This window comes from Nocardia sp. NPDC058499, from assembly GCF_042719915.1.
Classification (GTDB): Bacteria; Actinomycetota; Actinomycetes; order Mycobacteriales; family Mycobacteriaceae; genus Nocardia.
In genome coordinates this window covers 94,637-108,573 of record NZ_JBHXMZ010000004.1, presented here as the reverse complement: position 1 = coordinate 108,573, position 13,937 = coordinate 94,637, and the positions used below count along the sequence as shown (strand labels likewise).

The 13,937-nt window shown below is 66.9% G+C and carries 14 protein-coding genes, 1 tRNA gene and 1 pseudogene; 8 read left to right on the top strand and 8 right to left on the bottom strand.

The features are described 5' to 3' along the window. Nucleotides 1-72: 72 nt before the first annotated feature. Nucleotides 73-2,364 carry an FGGY-family carbohydrate kinase gene (locus tag ACFWPH_RS14105; protein ID WP_378750927.1) on the top strand — a complete coding sequence of 764 codons (2,292 nt, stop codon included), beginning with the start codon at nt 73-75 and terminating at the stop codon, nt 2,362-2,364. A 346-nt stretch (nt 2,365-2,710) separates the two neighbouring features. Here ACFWPH_RS14105 and ACFWPH_RS14100 read toward each other — a convergent pair. The 3 genes and pseudogenes from ACFWPH_RS14100 to ACFWPH_RS14090 all read right to left on the bottom strand — a co-directional run. Beyond that, nucleotides 2,711-3,979, bottom strand: a pseudogene (locus tag ACFWPH_RS14100) (YibE/F family protein); the annotation flags it as partial. A 322-nt stretch (nt 3,980-4,301) separates the two neighbouring features. Next, nucleotides 4,302-5,555: a pyridoxal phosphate-dependent aminotransferase gene (locus ACFWPH_RS14095; RefSeq protein ID WP_378750925.1), complete on the bottom strand. Its 1,254-nt coding sequence runs from the start codon at nt 5,553-5,555 to the stop codon at nt 4,302-4,304. 84 nt (nt 5,556-5,639) lie between these two features. After that, a complete protein-coding gene (locus ACFWPH_RS14090; RefSeq protein WP_378750923.1) occupies nt 5,640-6,953 on the bottom strand; it encodes a helix-turn-helix domain-containing protein in 1,314 nt (437 codons plus the stop codon). Between the two features lie 297 nt (nt 6,954-7,250). On the opposite strand from ACFWPH_RS14090, the gene ACFWPH_RS14085 reads away from it, so the two are divergent. Beyond that, nucleotides 7,251-7,691, top strand: a complete 441-nt coding sequence (locus ACFWPH_RS14085; protein WP_378750921.1) for a hypothetical protein — start codon at nt 7,251-7,253, stop codon at nt 7,689-7,691. A 140-nt stretch (nt 7,692-7,831) separates the two neighbouring features. Here ACFWPH_RS14085 and ACFWPH_RS14080 read toward each other — a convergent pair whose 3' ends face one another. Then, nucleotides 7,832-8,344 (bottom strand): hypothetical protein, encoded by a 513-nt coding sequence (locus ACFWPH_RS14080; RefSeq protein WP_378750919.1) that lies wholly within the window; start codon nt 8,342-8,344, stop codon nt 7,832-7,834. A gap of 99 nt (nt 8,345-8,443) precedes the next feature. Here ACFWPH_RS14080 and ACFWPH_RS14075 point away from each other — a divergent pair, with 99 nt between their 5' ends. Then, on the top strand, nt 8,444-9,013 hold the full coding sequence (locus ACFWPH_RS14075) for a TetR/AcrR family transcriptional regulator (protein WP_378750917.1): 570 nt from the start codon (nt 8,444-8,446) through the stop codon (nt 9,011-9,013). 58 nt (nt 9,014-9,071) lie between these two features. Here ACFWPH_RS14075 and dcd read toward each other — a convergent pair whose 3' ends face one another. Next, entirely contained in the window at nt 9,072-9,644 is a 573-nt protein-coding gene (gene dcd / locus ACFWPH_RS14070) for a dCTP deaminase (protein ID WP_378750915.1), read from the bottom strand. A gap of 88 nt (nt 9,645-9,732) precedes the next feature. Between dcd and ACFWPH_RS14065 the strand changes: the two genes are divergently transcribed. From ACFWPH_RS14065 to ACFWPH_RS14045, 5 genes are all read left to right on the top strand, one after another. Next, on the top strand, nt 9,733-10,104 hold the full coding sequence (locus ACFWPH_RS14065; RefSeq protein ID WP_378750913.1) for a VOC family protein: 372 nt from the start codon (nt 9,733-9,735) through the stop codon (nt 10,102-10,104). Nucleotides 10,105-10,197: 93 nt separating this feature from the next. Next, nucleotides 10,198-10,268 (top strand) — tRNA-Gly (locus ACFWPH_RS14060). A gap of 265 nt (nt 10,269-10,533) precedes the next feature. Continuing rightward, nucleotides 10,534-10,839 (top strand): hypothetical protein, encoded by a 306-nt coding sequence (locus ACFWPH_RS14055; RefSeq protein WP_378750911.1) that lies wholly within the window; start codon nt 10,534-10,536, stop codon nt 10,837-10,839. Nucleotides 10,840-11,116: 277 nt separating this feature from the next. Further along, entirely contained in the window at nt 11,117-11,431 is a 315-nt protein-coding gene (locus ACFWPH_RS14050; protein ID WP_378750909.1) for a hypothetical protein, read from the top strand. After that, complete coding sequence (locus ACFWPH_RS14045) at nt 11,428-12,105, top strand: helix-turn-helix domain-containing protein (protein WP_378750907.1); 678 nt, start codon at nt 11,428-11,430, stop codon at nt 12,103-12,105. Before ACFWPH_RS14050 ends, ACFWPH_RS14045 begins: the two co-directional genes overlap by 4 nt. Before the next feature lie 3 nt (nt 12,106-12,108). On the opposite strand, the gene ACFWPH_RS14040 is transcribed toward ACFWPH_RS14045, so the two are convergent. Genes ACFWPH_RS14040 through ACFWPH_RS14030 form a run of 3 tightly spaced genes read right to left on the bottom strand, consistent with a single transcriptional unit; the run spans nt 12,109 to nt 13,824 of the window. Then, on the bottom strand, nt 12,109-12,969 hold the full coding sequence (locus tag ACFWPH_RS14040) for a helix-turn-helix domain-containing protein (RefSeq protein ID WP_378750905.1): 861 nt from the start codon (nt 12,967-12,969) through the stop codon (nt 12,109-12,111). Next, nucleotides 12,966-13,502 (bottom strand): DUF6879 family protein, encoded by a 537-nt coding sequence (locus tag ACFWPH_RS14035; RefSeq protein WP_378750903.1) that lies wholly within the window; start codon nt 13,500-13,502, stop codon nt 12,966-12,968. The genes ACFWPH_RS14040 and ACFWPH_RS14035 overlap by 4 nt, the downstream gene beginning before the upstream one ends. Next, complete coding sequence (locus ACFWPH_RS14030; RefSeq protein WP_378750901.1) at nt 13,480-13,824, bottom strand: hypothetical protein; 345 nt, start codon at nt 13,822-13,824, stop codon at nt 13,480-13,482. Before ACFWPH_RS14030 ends, ACFWPH_RS14035 begins: the two co-directional genes overlap by 23 nt. Nucleotides 13,825-13,937: the final 113 nt, after the last annotated feature.

Here is a 13,937-nt window from a genome sequence, read left to right as displayed (position 1 = left end):
GGGGGACGAGCCGTCATCGCCGACAGGCCGGCGCTCGCATATCGTGAAGCGGGAAGTACGGATGGGCTGTCGATGAGTTCAGTACTGGGAGTGTCGGTGGGGGCCGGCGCGATCCGCCTGGCGCGCCCACCTGCGGGCGAGCCCGGCTCAGTACCTGATTCCGGCATACCCGAATCCTTCGAACTGCGCACCTTCGTGGTGCCACCGGAAACCCCCAGCGCCGAACGCGCCGCGCTTTCGGTCGCGGCGGCCCTGAACTCGAACCCCGCCATCACTTCCACCGTTCTGGCCTGCCGCGACGAGCAGCAGGCCCGGGCCCTGCATACGGCGATGACCGAGCATGCCCTCAGCGACTACGACATCGTCCCCGATATCGACGCCGTCGTGGAATTCGCCGCCGCCTCCGGCGCCCTGAAGGACGTATCCTCGCTCGCCGTTTTCGATCTGGGCGCCTCCGGACTCTCCGTGACGGTGGTGGATGTTTCCACCCGGCAGGTCCGGCATACCGAACGCACCGGCGATATCAGCGGCGAATACTTCGATTCGCTGATCCGGGAACAGCAGATCAATTCCGGCCGGATCGCCCATCCGCCGGGCCCGGCCGGACTCGCCGAGCTCGACGCACTGTGCCGGTCGGCCAAGGAACGACTCTCGGCAGGTAGCGCCGTCGCCCTGCCCAGCGGTTACGGGCCGGTACTGCTCACTCAGGAGAACTTCACCGCGCTGATCTCCCGCGCCGTGGAAACCGCCGCCCGCGCCACCCGCGAGGTCGTCGAACGATCGGGCCGGCCGGTGCAGGCGGTGCTGGCGGTCGGCGGCGGTATGCGTATTCCGCTGGTCAGCCGGGCACTCCGCGATGCGATGGACATGCCGGTCCTGGTGCCCCCGGAGCCGGAGACTGCAACCGCCCGCGGCGCGGCGCTACTGGCCGGCAGAACACGGACGTCGCAGGCCGCCGAGCCGGCGGGCTCGAGCGAAACCGGCCAGGGCGCCGAATCCCGCACCCCCGCCGCCGACGGCACCGCGCGGTCCGGCGCCGCTCCCGGGCACTCGGAAGTCAGTGGCGCCTACCCGCTACAGTCCGCCCCGGGGCACACGGCCGCCGGCACCACCACCCCGATCCCCAGCGTGGACGAACACCTGGGCAGTACGGCACGAACCGGCGACACAACCTCGGCACACCCCGCTGCCGCAGCAACCCGCGTCGGCGCATCACCCACGCATCCGGGAGCCGCCCCCCAGGCTCCCGTCATTACGACGCAACCGGAAACCCCGTCGGCACTCCCCACCCCGACCAGCGCAGGACCCGGGACCTCCACAACGCTCTTCGGCGCGCACACCGGATTTCCCGAGCCCACCACCATGCTCTTCGGGCCCGCGACTTCCGGCGCCGGCACAGCGGCGTCCGGCGCCACAACGACACAGTCCGGTTCCACCGCAGCGCTGCCTGGTCCTACCGGTGCACCGCCCGGCCCCGCCACGGCACTACCCGGCCCCGCCGCGCCACCAGCCGGCTCCGCGGCGGTGCCCGGCTCCACCACCGCACCGCCCGAGTCCAGCACCGCACTGCCCGGCCCGGCTGCGCCACAGTTCGGCTCGGCCACCGCGTATCGCGAGCTCACCGGCCGCACAACGCCTCTCACTTCGAGCTCCGTCCCAGCAACTGCCGCGACAACTCACTCGGGTTCCCACCCCTCCCCCGCGGATCAAGCGCCCGGTTCGGATCGCTCCCGCCCCGACCTGCCGATACCGCAGGAGAGCATCTTCGGCCCACCGACCGGTGCCCCGAGCACGCCTCCGAGCGCCGGATCCCCGAGCCCCCGGGCCGCCGAGGAACCGACCAGCGACCAGCCCGCGCCGGCCGCCGCGCTACCCCGCCCGGTCGGCACCCCGGTACCGCGACTCTCTCCGGACGAGGACCCCCCGACGGTTGCGCTGCGACTTCCGGCGAAACTGTTGCCGCGCCGTTCGTTCGGTGAACCGCCGCAACGTCCCACCCGGGAGATCAGCGCGGCGATGGTGGCGGTGAGTGCGCTGGTGGTGGTGGCCTCGATCGGTATCGGCCTCGGGTACGGGCAGCATATGTTCAGCCAGGATTCGGCCAACGTACAAGGCACGTCACAGTCGCAGACCACCTCGGCGAACACACCGTCGGCGACCACTGCGCCGCCGAGCGCTACCACGTCGCGGGCCGAGCACGCACCGCTGGCCGAGCCGCCGCCGGTCTACCAGCCGGAGACGGAGGCCCCGACGACCACCGCCGGCCCGAATACCTTCCAGGTTCCGGGTCTGCCGCCGATCGTCGTACCGACCATCCCGCCGGAGGCTCTTCCCTTTCCGCGGCACGCCCCCGCGGAACGCTGACCTCGCGTCAGCCCCGGCCGTAGCCGGGGTCCGGCCGCCGGCCCGGAGGCCCACCGCCGAGCCGCTGCTGCGGATTCCACGGCTGTTGCGGCCCCGGCTGCGGGGGTCCCTGTTGTTGCCGGCCCGGAGCCTGCGGGCCGGTGCGCGGCGACCTCGGTGCGCCGGGTTGCCGGGGATCGGTGGCGGGGCGTGGGCCCGTACGAGGGTCGCCCGGGCCCGGGCGCCGGACCCGGGGCTGGTCACCCGTGGTCGGCCACGGTTGATAGTCGCGTTCGGCCCGGCGCCGTGGCCCGGTCTCGGGACTGCCTTCCGGCCGCGGTACCGCACGGTGGCTGCCGGTATCGGTATGCCTGCCCGCCTTGACTTTACGTGCAGGTGCGGGTGGTTTCGGGGTACCGAACGGGCGGGCGAGCAGCACCGCGATGCCCGTGGTCAGCGGCACCGAGAGCGCCAGGCAGATACCGCCGACCGCGGACCTCGCGATCTCGATCGCGACGGCATCGCCCACCAGCACATCCCCGATGGGCCGGCCGGCCACGCTGAACAACAGCAGCAGCGGCAGCGCACCACCCGCGTAGGCGAGCACCAGGGTGTACACAGTGCTGGCGATATGGTCGCGCCCGACTCGCATCGCCGCCGCGAATATCTCTGCCCGCGTAGCGCTCTTGTCGAGTTCGGCGAGTTCGAACGCGGCCGAGGCCTGGGTGATGGTGACATCGTTGAGCACACCGAGCGAGCCGATGATGAATCCGGCCAGCAGCAACCCGGTGATGCTCACATGCTCGATATAGGTGGCTACGTTCGTGTTCTGTTCTTCGGACAGACCGGTGAGCGTGGTCGCTTCGATGACGATCCAGGACAGCACCGCGGCGATGACCATCGAGGTCAACGTCCCCAACAGCGCCGAACTGGTGCGCAGATTCACCCCGTGCGCCAGATACAGCACCGCGTACAAGATCAGCGAACCGGCCACCAGGGCAACCGGTATCGCGGGTTTGCCGTCCAGCAGGGCCGGTAGCAAGAACATCACCAGGACGGCGAAAGCGAAACCCAGGCCGAGGATTGCCCGGACACCGCGCCACCGGGCGATCGCGACGATCACCACCACGAACGCGAGGAAGATGATGCTGAGCGGGAAACCGCGGGCGTAGTCGTCGAACGAATAAAGCGGTGTCCCGTCCGGCGCTTCCTGCCGCACGATACGAAGCTCGTCGCCGGCTGCCAGATCGGGTTGGCCCGGTCCCGGCGCGATTTCCAGCAGCGTGTGCTTACCGGCGTGCGGCCCGGACTCGATCGCGATCAGGCTGCGCTGGCAGTCGTAGACCTGCATGGGCGGTGGTGCCGGTTCACCGTCGAAAACCCGGCCGATGGAGGGACTACCGCACGCGCCGAGGTCCTGCCGGATCACGGTTCCGGCCTCGGTGACCACCGCCGAACCGTCGGCGTTCTGCATGGGCAGCGGAATATCGACCTGTTGCCGGTCGGGCCACAGCGCGATGGTGGCGACGACCACGACGGCGCCGATCGCGATCAGCAATCCGACCACCACGCGGGCGGCGGTAGCTCCGATGGCGATCGGCCGGGAGTGATCGTGATGGTGATGGTGGTCGCTCACGCGGCTCAGCCTAGAGGATGCACCGAGTGTCGCCACGGGCTACGGATGTGGCCCTACGCTGGGGATTCGGCAGCTGCCGGGGAACTCGGGAAGGGGCGGCGGAGAGCAGGGGGATGTCTCCGCCGCCCGGGGGCAGGCGCCCAGGGGGGTAGGCGGCCTAACCCGAGGACCAGGTTGCCCAGGGGGGGTAGACAACCTGGCCGGGCACTCGAAGTGCCGAGGCCCACTGTACACATACGATCCACTTTTGTGCCAGTAGGTTCAGAAAATTGGCCATAATCCGGACGAGAGGTCTGTTTTCCTCCAAATTCGGCCGTTCCCGCTACTGGCGGTAGCTCGCCAGGAAGTTGCCGAAACGCTCGATGGCAACCGCCAGATCGCGGGCCCAGGGCAGGGTCACGATGCGCAGGTGATCGTGGTCGGGCCAGTTGAAACCGGTGCCCTGCACCATCAGGATCTTCTCCTGGAGCAACAGGTCCTGAACCAGCTTCTCGTCGTCGTGGATCTCGTGAACCTCGGGATCCAGCCTAGGGAATGCATACAGTGCGCCTTTGGGTTTGACGCACGACACGCCGGGAATGGCATTCAATCGTTCCCAGGCCATATCCCGCTGCTCGAGCAGGCGCCCGCCCGGCAGGATCAGATCCTCGATGCTTTGATAACCGCCCAGCGCGACCTGGATCGCATGCTGCGCCGGCACATTCGGGCACAACCGCGACGAGGCGAGCAGATCGATTCCCTCGAGAAAACCGGCCGCATGGTCCTTCGGGCCCGTGATCGCCAGCCATCCCGACCGGTAACCCGCCACCCGGTAGGCCTTGGACAGGCCGTTGAAGGTCAGGCACAGCAGGTCCGGTGCCAGTGTCGCCAGCGAAATATGTTTGGCGTCGTCGTAGAGGATCTTGTCGTAGATCTCGTCGGCGAGCAGAAGTAGCCGATGCTTACGGGCCAGGTCCACCAGGTGTTGCAGGACCTCCGCCGAGTACACCGCCCCGGTCGGGTTGTTCGGGTTGATCACCAGCAGGGCCTTGGTCCGGTCGGTGATCTTGGCTTCGATATCGGCGATATCGGGCTGCCAGCCGTTGCTCTCATCGCAGAGATAGTGCACCGGTGTACCGCCGGCCAGGCTGGTCATGGCCGTCCACAGCGGATAGTCCGGGGCCGGGATCAGTACCTCGTCCCCGTTGTCCAGCAGCGCCTGCATCGTGATGGTGATCAGCTCGGAGACGCCGTTGCCCAGGTACACACTGTCGACATCCAGCTCCGGGAAGCCCGGCACCAGCTCGTACCGGGTGACGATCGCCCGCCGCGCGGACAGTATCCCCTTGGACTCCGAATACCCCTGCGCGTTCGGCAGGGCGGCGATCATATCCCGCATGATCACATCGGGCGCCTCGAACCCGAACGGCGCCGGATTGCCGATATTGAGCTTCAGGATCCGATGCCCCTCGGCCTCCAGCCGTGCCGCATGTGCGTGTACCGGTCCACGGATCTCGTAGACGACGTTCTGCAGCTTCTTCGACTGCTCCAGAATCCGGGGGGCGGGATGCGAATGGCCAGTACTCACCCGATCCATGGTGCCACCAGGGGCAAGGGGTTATCCGGCCCGGCCCCGGCCCGTGCCCGTACGGTTACCGCAGGAAGCGGGCGCGCGGCGCGCTCACCCGGCGCCCGGGGGCAGGCTGCGGGTGGGCGTCGAACCACAGAATTCCTCGATCTGCTCGTCCAGGGACCGGGCCTGCGCCACACCACGGTAGGTGGGAGCGCAGATCCGCCGGCGGACGCCGGTGAGCCGTTCCTCGAGTTGTGCGATGCGCTTGTCCTCGGCCAGTTCGAGCACCGGTGACAGTGCCTCCGCCGCGCCGTCGAGGCTGCCGTTGATCAGGTGCGCGGCCGCCGAATCGACCCGGGCCAGCGCTTCGGCGCCGTAGGAACGCTGCCGCGCCGGACCGCTGCGGTACAGCTCGATCGTGCGCTCCGTGGCGGCCAGCGCCGGTTCGGCGAGCCCGAGATGGATATAGGTGGCGCCCGCGTAGTAGCTGGCCTTGGCCTCGGAGAAGCCGAACACTCCGCCCACTTCGTCGTGCAGGCTGTCGGTGGCCGGGCCCTCGCTCGCCGCGGCGGCGGCCCGGATACAGCGTTCGGTATCGGCGGCGCTACCGATCTTCGACCAGATCCGCGCCTCGATATTGTGCAGCCGCACCGCGGCGGTGGCCGAATCCGCGTACTGCTGTCCGCTCTGCGCCAGCGCAAGCGCCCGATGTGGCCGTTCGGACCAGTACTCGATCAGCGCATGCATCCCCCGCGCCCACGCTCGCAGCCCGTTGTGACCGGAGATCTCCCCGTACGCCCAGGCTGCCCGGATCTGCTCCCCGGCCGCATCCAGGTAACCCAGGTCGGTACTGGCGTTGGCGAGCAACCCCGACAGGGAGCCCGCCAGCAGATATAGGTGACTGGTGTCGGACGGGCGCTGATGACCCTCCAGCAGCCGGTACACCCGGCGGCGGACCCGCAGCATCTCCACCATCATCGGCATCGGCGGGGTGTGCACATAGTCGTTGGCGATCCGGGTGACATCCGCGTCGAGCTGCTCCAAGGTGCTGGGGCCGATATTCGTCGCCTCGGCCCGGCCCGCGTGATCGCTCGCCTCGTGTGCTGCCGCCATGATGAGATCCCTCTCCGAAATCGCCGCCGACCCGTCCCCGCGCACCGCACCGCTGTCGATGAGGGCCAGGAGTTCGGCGTCATTGGAATAACTTCCGCGCACCGCGGTAGGCCCGCCGGGGCCGGAGACGGTGCCGGCGGCCGTCAATGCGGCGAACCTGCCCCGCTCGACATCATCGGACCTGGCCAGGCAGGTATCGAGGGCAGCCTGGTTGACGGGACGCGGATGCACCCGGTCGCCCCCGGCCTCCCATTTGGACACCAGTCGTTCGTGCACACCCAGATGTGCCGCGAACTCCCGGATGCTCATCCGTTTGGCCTCGCGAAGCGCCCGGGCCTCCTTTCCAGACCATTGGCCGACCACGTTGTCACCCTTTCCGAACGATTTCCTCCCCAGAGTACGAGCCGAATGTGACTGCAACCACAAGGAATTTCGCTACCGCAGCGAATGGCAGCGCAAGGGCAGTGGAACGCAAGCGCGGAGGCGGTTCCGGCGCGCCGGTCCAGGCGGGATCCTGGAAGGGCAGAAGCGAAACCGCCACCGGCCGTGGCTCGGCACGCCAGGAAGGCCCGGCACGCCAGGGAGGCAAGGGGATTCACCGTGAATGTGGAAAAGCTCAGAACGGTCGACGACTGGGCCGCCTACTACCGTCACGAATTCGGTTTACCGGCCACCGAACGCGGCGGCTTCGTGATGCTGCCGATCACCAGCCGGGCCTGTGTCATCCACCTACCCACCGAACGCGCCCGCGCCGTCCGCGAACTGCTGGATTCACGGGATATCCGGGTCCCCGTGCTGGCCCGCCAGATTCGCTGGAGCTTCGTGGCCTATCCGGATCGCCGGCCCGATCCCGAAGTGGTGGAGATGCTGCACCGCATCGATATCGACATTCCCGGCGTGGGCAGCGCGGTCATGCTGCCCACGGGGATGGGCCGCTGGAACCGGGAAGGCTGTAACTGGGTGGTACCACCCGAACGCGACGGCCTGCTCCCACCACTGTCCTCGGTGATCAATGCCGCACTCCTGGCGGGCGGCAACCGGGAATGACCGGGGATGGGGCTACGTCCGGCCGCTCACAAGGCATGCCGGTCGTAGCCCGCCCGCGGCGCCGACGGGTGACCGTGGGACCGGCTGTCCAGTACAGCCACCGGGATACCGGGCCGGCCTCTGCCCCGGCCGGCTCGGTATCACGGAAGTCGACGCAGGACTCGCCGCGCATCGTGTAGCAGTTCGGGAGCGAACCGGCGATGTCCCCGGGAGGCGAATGCCCAGATACGCTCGCCGACCGGCCGTTCGTACCGGACGAAGGTGGCCAGGGAAACACTGTTCTCCTCGACCTCGATCACGAGACTGCCGGTGAGCATCCACGACCGGGCCGCGAGGGCCATCCAGCTGTCGCCGGATTCGACGACCGGCCATCCGGCGACATGCGCCGGTGCGGACCGCCTGGCCAGCCGGAGCCCGAGCAGACCGCGCCAGATCAGCTGGCCCTTGCTCCCGGCGACGGTGTCGAGCGCCGCACGTGCCCATGCTTCCGGAGTCCCGGTCGCCGCCGCGTCGGTGAGCAGCGTGAACTGATCGCTGTAGTCGTATTCGGTTATCGCGCTGCGCGCTCGGGCCGTAGCGGTGATGTCGTACTGCTGAAATGCGATCGGATCGGCGTGGCCTTCGACCACATGATCCGGTACAGGGTCAGTCATTGCCGCATCTCCCTCTGCCTGTTATACGGTGGCGTATATCAAAGCTACCGCAGTTATACGGTGGCGTATAGATGCCCGGCGGTGAAGGGAGACACAGGAATGGGAACGGCACGCACACCTAGTGCCGACTGGATAGACGAGGGCCTGCGCACCCTCGCTCACGGTGGGCCCGACGCAGTCCGCGTCGAAGCGCTCGCCAAGAAACTAGGAGTCACCAAGGGCGGCTTCTACGGCTACTTCACCGACCGCAACGCCCTGCTCGAGGCCATGTTGGACACTTGGGAACGGCGCAGTGTCGACGAAGTGCTCGACAGCGTCGCCCGCGAGGGCGGCGACCCGCGGACCAAAATCCAGCGAGCCGGTGCACTCACCCTCTCCCCGGAACTGCTGCCGATCGACCTCGCCATCCGGGATTGGGCCCGCCGCGACGAATCCGTCGCCGCCCGGCTGCGCCGGGTGGACAACCAGCGCATGCGGTTGCTGCGCGAGATGATCGGCGCCTACTTCACCGACCCGGTCGAGGTCGAAGCCCGCAGCCTGCTCGCCTTCAGCGCGCGAATCGGTATCCACTTCCTGGCCGCCGATCCGCCCGACGGTATGGACCGCGGCGAGGTCATGACGCAGACCGCCGATATCGTCCTCGGCCCACCCGAGAACCACGGCCACTGAACGCATCACCAGTGGTTGCGATCCGCGCGTCTGTTCCGGCGATCGAACGCCGGCCGCTTCAGTCCGGCAGCGGGAAGTTCAGATACGCCCGGGACGGCGTCGGCCCGCGCTGCCCCTGATACTTCGAGCCGGTGCCCGAGCTGCCGTACGGGTTCTCCGCCGGGCTGGTCAGCCGGAACAGGCATAACTGCCCGATCTTCATCCCCGGCCACAGCGTGATGGGCAGATTCGCGACATTCGACAACTCCAGGGTGATGTGCCCGCTGAACCCGGGGTCGATGAACCCGGCCGTCGAATGGGTGAGCAACCCCAACCGGCCCAGGCTCGACTTACCCTCCAACCGGCCCGCCAGATCGTCGGGCAGGCTGCACACCTCCAGCGTGGACCCGAGCACGAACTCCCCCGGATGCAGCACGAACGGTTCACCCGCCGTCGGCTCCACCAGGCTCGTCAGCTCATCCTGGCGCTGCGCCGGGTCGATATGGGTGTAGCGGGTGTTGTTGAACACCCGGAACATCCGGTCCAGCCGCACGTCGATACTGGACGGCTGGATCAGGTTGTCCTCGAACGGTTCGAGCCCGAGCCGCCCGGCGGCGAACTCCGCCCGGATATCACGATCGGAAAGCAGCACGCCACGAGCGTAGCGACCGTGATCCGGGCAGGTAGATCCCGGTCCGGCAGCACTGTTTCCTGTCACACCCCGCGGGCATACTCCACCCATGCCAGAGACCAGTGCGCACACCCACCACGGCATCGACTACATCGAACTCACCGTCACCGATATGGACGCCGCCCGCAGCTTCTACCAGTCGGCATTCGGCTGGGAATTCAACGACTACGGCCCCCAGTACACCGGTATCCGCCGCTTCGACGGCAGCGAAGGCGAAGCGGGCGGCCTGGCCGCCGGCGCCGAAGTCCGCACCGGCGGACCCCTGGTCCTGCTGTATTCGAACGACCTCGACACCAGCCTGCGTGCCGTCGGCGCTGCCGGCGGCACGGTCACCGAAGGCCCCTTCGATTTCCCCGGCGGCCGCCGCTTCCACTTCACCGACCCCAGCGGCAACCAGCTCGGGGTGTGGTCCGAGGCCTGAGCAAGGCCGCGTAGCCCGGGGCCGGAATCGGCGAAAGATTTCAGCCCCGGGTCGGCCCTCTGCTAAGCTCGCCAACGCGTCGAGAGACGTAATGCCGGTGTAGTTCAATGGCAGAACTTCTGCTTCCCAAGCAGACAGCGCGGGTTCGATTCCCGTCACCGGCTCAAACGAAAATCACCCCCACCAGCGAAAAGCAAGTGGGGGTTTTCTTTGGATTTCCGAACTGTAGCCAAAACTGTACGCTATGCGCCAAATCTCGACCAGATCCCGAATCTGGTGAATCACCCCAGTTCAGAGGGTTTCGCCTGGTTGCGGAAACCCTTGCGCCGATGGTACGTCGAATTGTCCACATCGGCACCGGAAGCGCGCGGGGAAGTCACAGAGCGCGCTGCCGAGCGAGTCCTGGGCCAACTGAGTTCGAATGGGCGAGTGGCCGACGCGGATCTCCTCGTCGGCCACCGAGACCACCTCGTCGTGCTCAGCGCGTATATCGACGCAGAAGACGATCGCGTCGCGGCCGACCGGATGAAGGCTGCCGTCGAGGCCGCTATGCGCGCCTGTGGGTCGCAAGTCGACCTGAGTATTGAACGTGCCCAGGTCGTCGCCGGGCCCGCTGGGAACGCGAATAAGTGGGCCGGCAAGCTCGGCTTACCGGAGCGGGGCCGTCTGGCCACCGGGTCCCGGATGTGGGCGGGCGAGGTCGACGGCTTCCGTGTCGAGGTCTTCGGCCAGTGACACGCCCGGAATGAGACTCAGGTAACAAGTTAAGACCCGCCGCAGATAGCAGCCGTTGAGCCGACACGCACGCTCAACGGCTGCATTTCGCAGCAGACCTTCACGCAGCAAAGGGACAGAGGGGATCGATTTGTTGATAATAGCTATTACAGATTCGACACGAACCAGCCCGATCAAGGCCGGTTCGTCCTACACTCACAACGAGTGGAGTTAAGTTATGACTTCACTTCGCTTGGAGGTTGTCTATGAGGGCTCAGCACTGAACGTGTACGGAGCAGTGAACACAAACGATGAGTGTCCGGTCGTGGACTGGCTGGCCAGTCTCGACAACCGAGCGCGGGCGCAGTTCATCTCGCGATTCAAACGGCTCACCGCTATCGGCTTCCTCCGTAGTCCGGAGGAGATGCGAATTCTGCAATGCCCGGGAGAACCACCGGTGCACGAGATCAAGGTTCGCACAGGGCACCGGATGTATGTCGTAAAGAACGAGCCCGACTGGGTTGCCACCCATGGGGCTAAGAAACCCCCTGACCGGCGAGTCTGCAAGGAAGCGCAGCATGCGCGGGAAGTCTGGAAGGAGGCGCAACGATGACCACATGGATCCGCCGTAGTCCCGAGGTGGACGCACTGGTAGCCGAGGAGGACCTCGTCCTTGCGGCTACCGAGATGGTGTACGAAGCCATGGAATCCGCCGGCGTGAACAAAGCAGGCTTGGCGAAACGACTCGGCGTGCAACCGTCAGAGATCACCCAACGCCTACGCGGCCAGAGGAACCTCACACTGCGCAGTCTCGCGCGCATGATGGGCGCGCTTGGATTCGACGTGGCACTGGCAGCGGCGCCCCGGGATGAAGCGGAGCCAACAGCACCCGAGGCCAGGATCGGACTGCGGGTGACGCAAGAACTTGCTCCGCCGGAGAAATCACCGGTCAGGACCCGCCTCTACTTCATCGTGATGACCTTCAAGGCCTACCCCTTGGAGGGGCTGAAACAGGCCGGAGAGGCGCTGGAGCGGTCCCTGGAAAGGCTCGGCAATGTACGCAAACCCCAGGTGAAGGTTTCCGAACAAGACGGCCGGGTCCACGTGGCAATGTACATTCCCGCGACCTCCCGGGGGCACGCGATCACCTGTGCCGAAGATGCCCTCGCTGAAGCAATCCACCACAACGGCGACCTGGCCGACTGGGAAGAACGTGCAGAGGCAGCACTCCGGCAGGATCATTTTCGAACCGAGGTTGAGCTCGCCGGCGATCTGTTGCCCGCCTGACCCTCAACCCCTACCCAAGTTCGGGTAGGGGTTCGTTCGTGCATCCAGGGCGCCCGCGATCAGCTCCCGAGCCCGGTCGCCATAGGCCGCTTGCTTGCTCAGTGCCTTCCACGCCTTCTCGTACAAGGCCAGTTCCGACGCCGTCACCACCGTCAACTCGGCGCTGATGGTCTCGATCATCGCGACCCGGTTGTCCAGGAGGTCGAACGACGTCGTGATGTAGGTGAACTCAGCAGTCAGCGGCACCACACCGAAGATGAGCCGAGGATTGTCGAACGCGGTGTCGAGCAGGTGCCGGAGCTGGCCGGCCATCACAGCATCGTCGCCGACCGTTTTGTACAGGGCGGCCTCGTCGGCCAGGAGCACGAACCGGTGCCGGATCTGGTGCAGGACCAGCTGCCGTTGCATCCTCGCCGCAACCGCCACCTCGAGATCATCGGGGGTGTCGAGGAACCTGATGCACTGGGCAAGGACGGCGCGGGCATAGTCCTCGGTCTGCAACAGCCCCGGCAACACCACCGGCGCATAGACCCGCTGCAGCCGCGCCTGCCCCTCGATCTCGACAGCCCGTTTCTGCCGGCGGGCGTGACCGGATGCCGTGACCCGCTTCCATTCCGTCCACTGAGCTTCCAGATTGCGCAGTGCCGCCACCAGGTCCGGCTTCGCCAGCCGCGCATCGCATACCTCACACCAGACACCGATATCGGCCTCCGACGGTGTGCGCTTACCCGTTTCGATACGTGACGTCTTCGACCAGTGCCAGCCGGCCGCGAGACTGAACTGGCGGCCGTCCAGGCGCGCGTCCCTACGAAGTTCGCGGAGACGCGCGCCCAGAGCTTGCCTGAGCCGCAGAACATCGGTCACGGGGAATGCCGGCCCCGATAGATGTCAGCCGGGACCGCCGCGGCCAGCACCCGGTCCCGGATGGCCATCGCGTTGCTGACCAGCACCGGGTCCTCGGTCACTGCCCCGCCGATCCAGGATCCGCGGTCGTCGAGCAGGCTGAACGACACGAGATGGTTGTCGAGCAGCCAGAAATCGTCACTTGCGGCGTCTGCCGAGTGCGCGTCCTGCCGGGCGAGGTACCAAACTTGTTCTCCGGCTGCCTCGTTGTGCCGGGCCAGCGCCAGCAGGTACCGGGTGTAGACGGTGTGTGGCTCACTGACGATCCGCACACGTCGCATCGTGACCCCGCGCTCGGTCATCCGCTGGACCTGATCGGTCCATGAGTCGAACCACTCCCCGCCGGGATCGCTGGACTCGTCTTCCCGCCACAGGCGAAGCGACTCCGACTCCGTCTCCGCCAGGTAGTCGTCACTGGTTTCGAGGTGGAACGCAGACGTTTTCGCCTCGTCGAGTAGCCGGTCGAACGGATCACCGCCGAGGACTTGGCGCATCCGGCGTCACCTCCTGCCCGATGGGGACCTCGACAGCGGTTTCGTGGCCAGGAATCTTCATGATCGCCAATGCTTCCGAATCAGTGATCGGGGTACCGGTCAGCAGGAATGTCCCGTGTCCGGTGTCCTGCAGTCCGGCAATGCATGTCCCGGGCTCGGTGTGGAAGAGCAGGCGATGGGGGATCTCGATGCGGTCGTCGTGGTCGGTTTTCCAGCCCTGGACAGCGAACGTGGCGCGGTCGGTCTCGTAAAGACGGGGAGAGCCTTGCCCGCCGCTTGGGCCGCCGAGGAATCGGACGTGCATGATGGTCACCTTTGCCATGGAGTGCGTGGAATGCGTCCTATAGTCCCAGGTAAATCGTCGCTGATGCAATGGTTCTGGCACTTTCTGGCACTTTGGTGGCCTGCGGGTAGGTCTGGTTCATACCGTCGTCT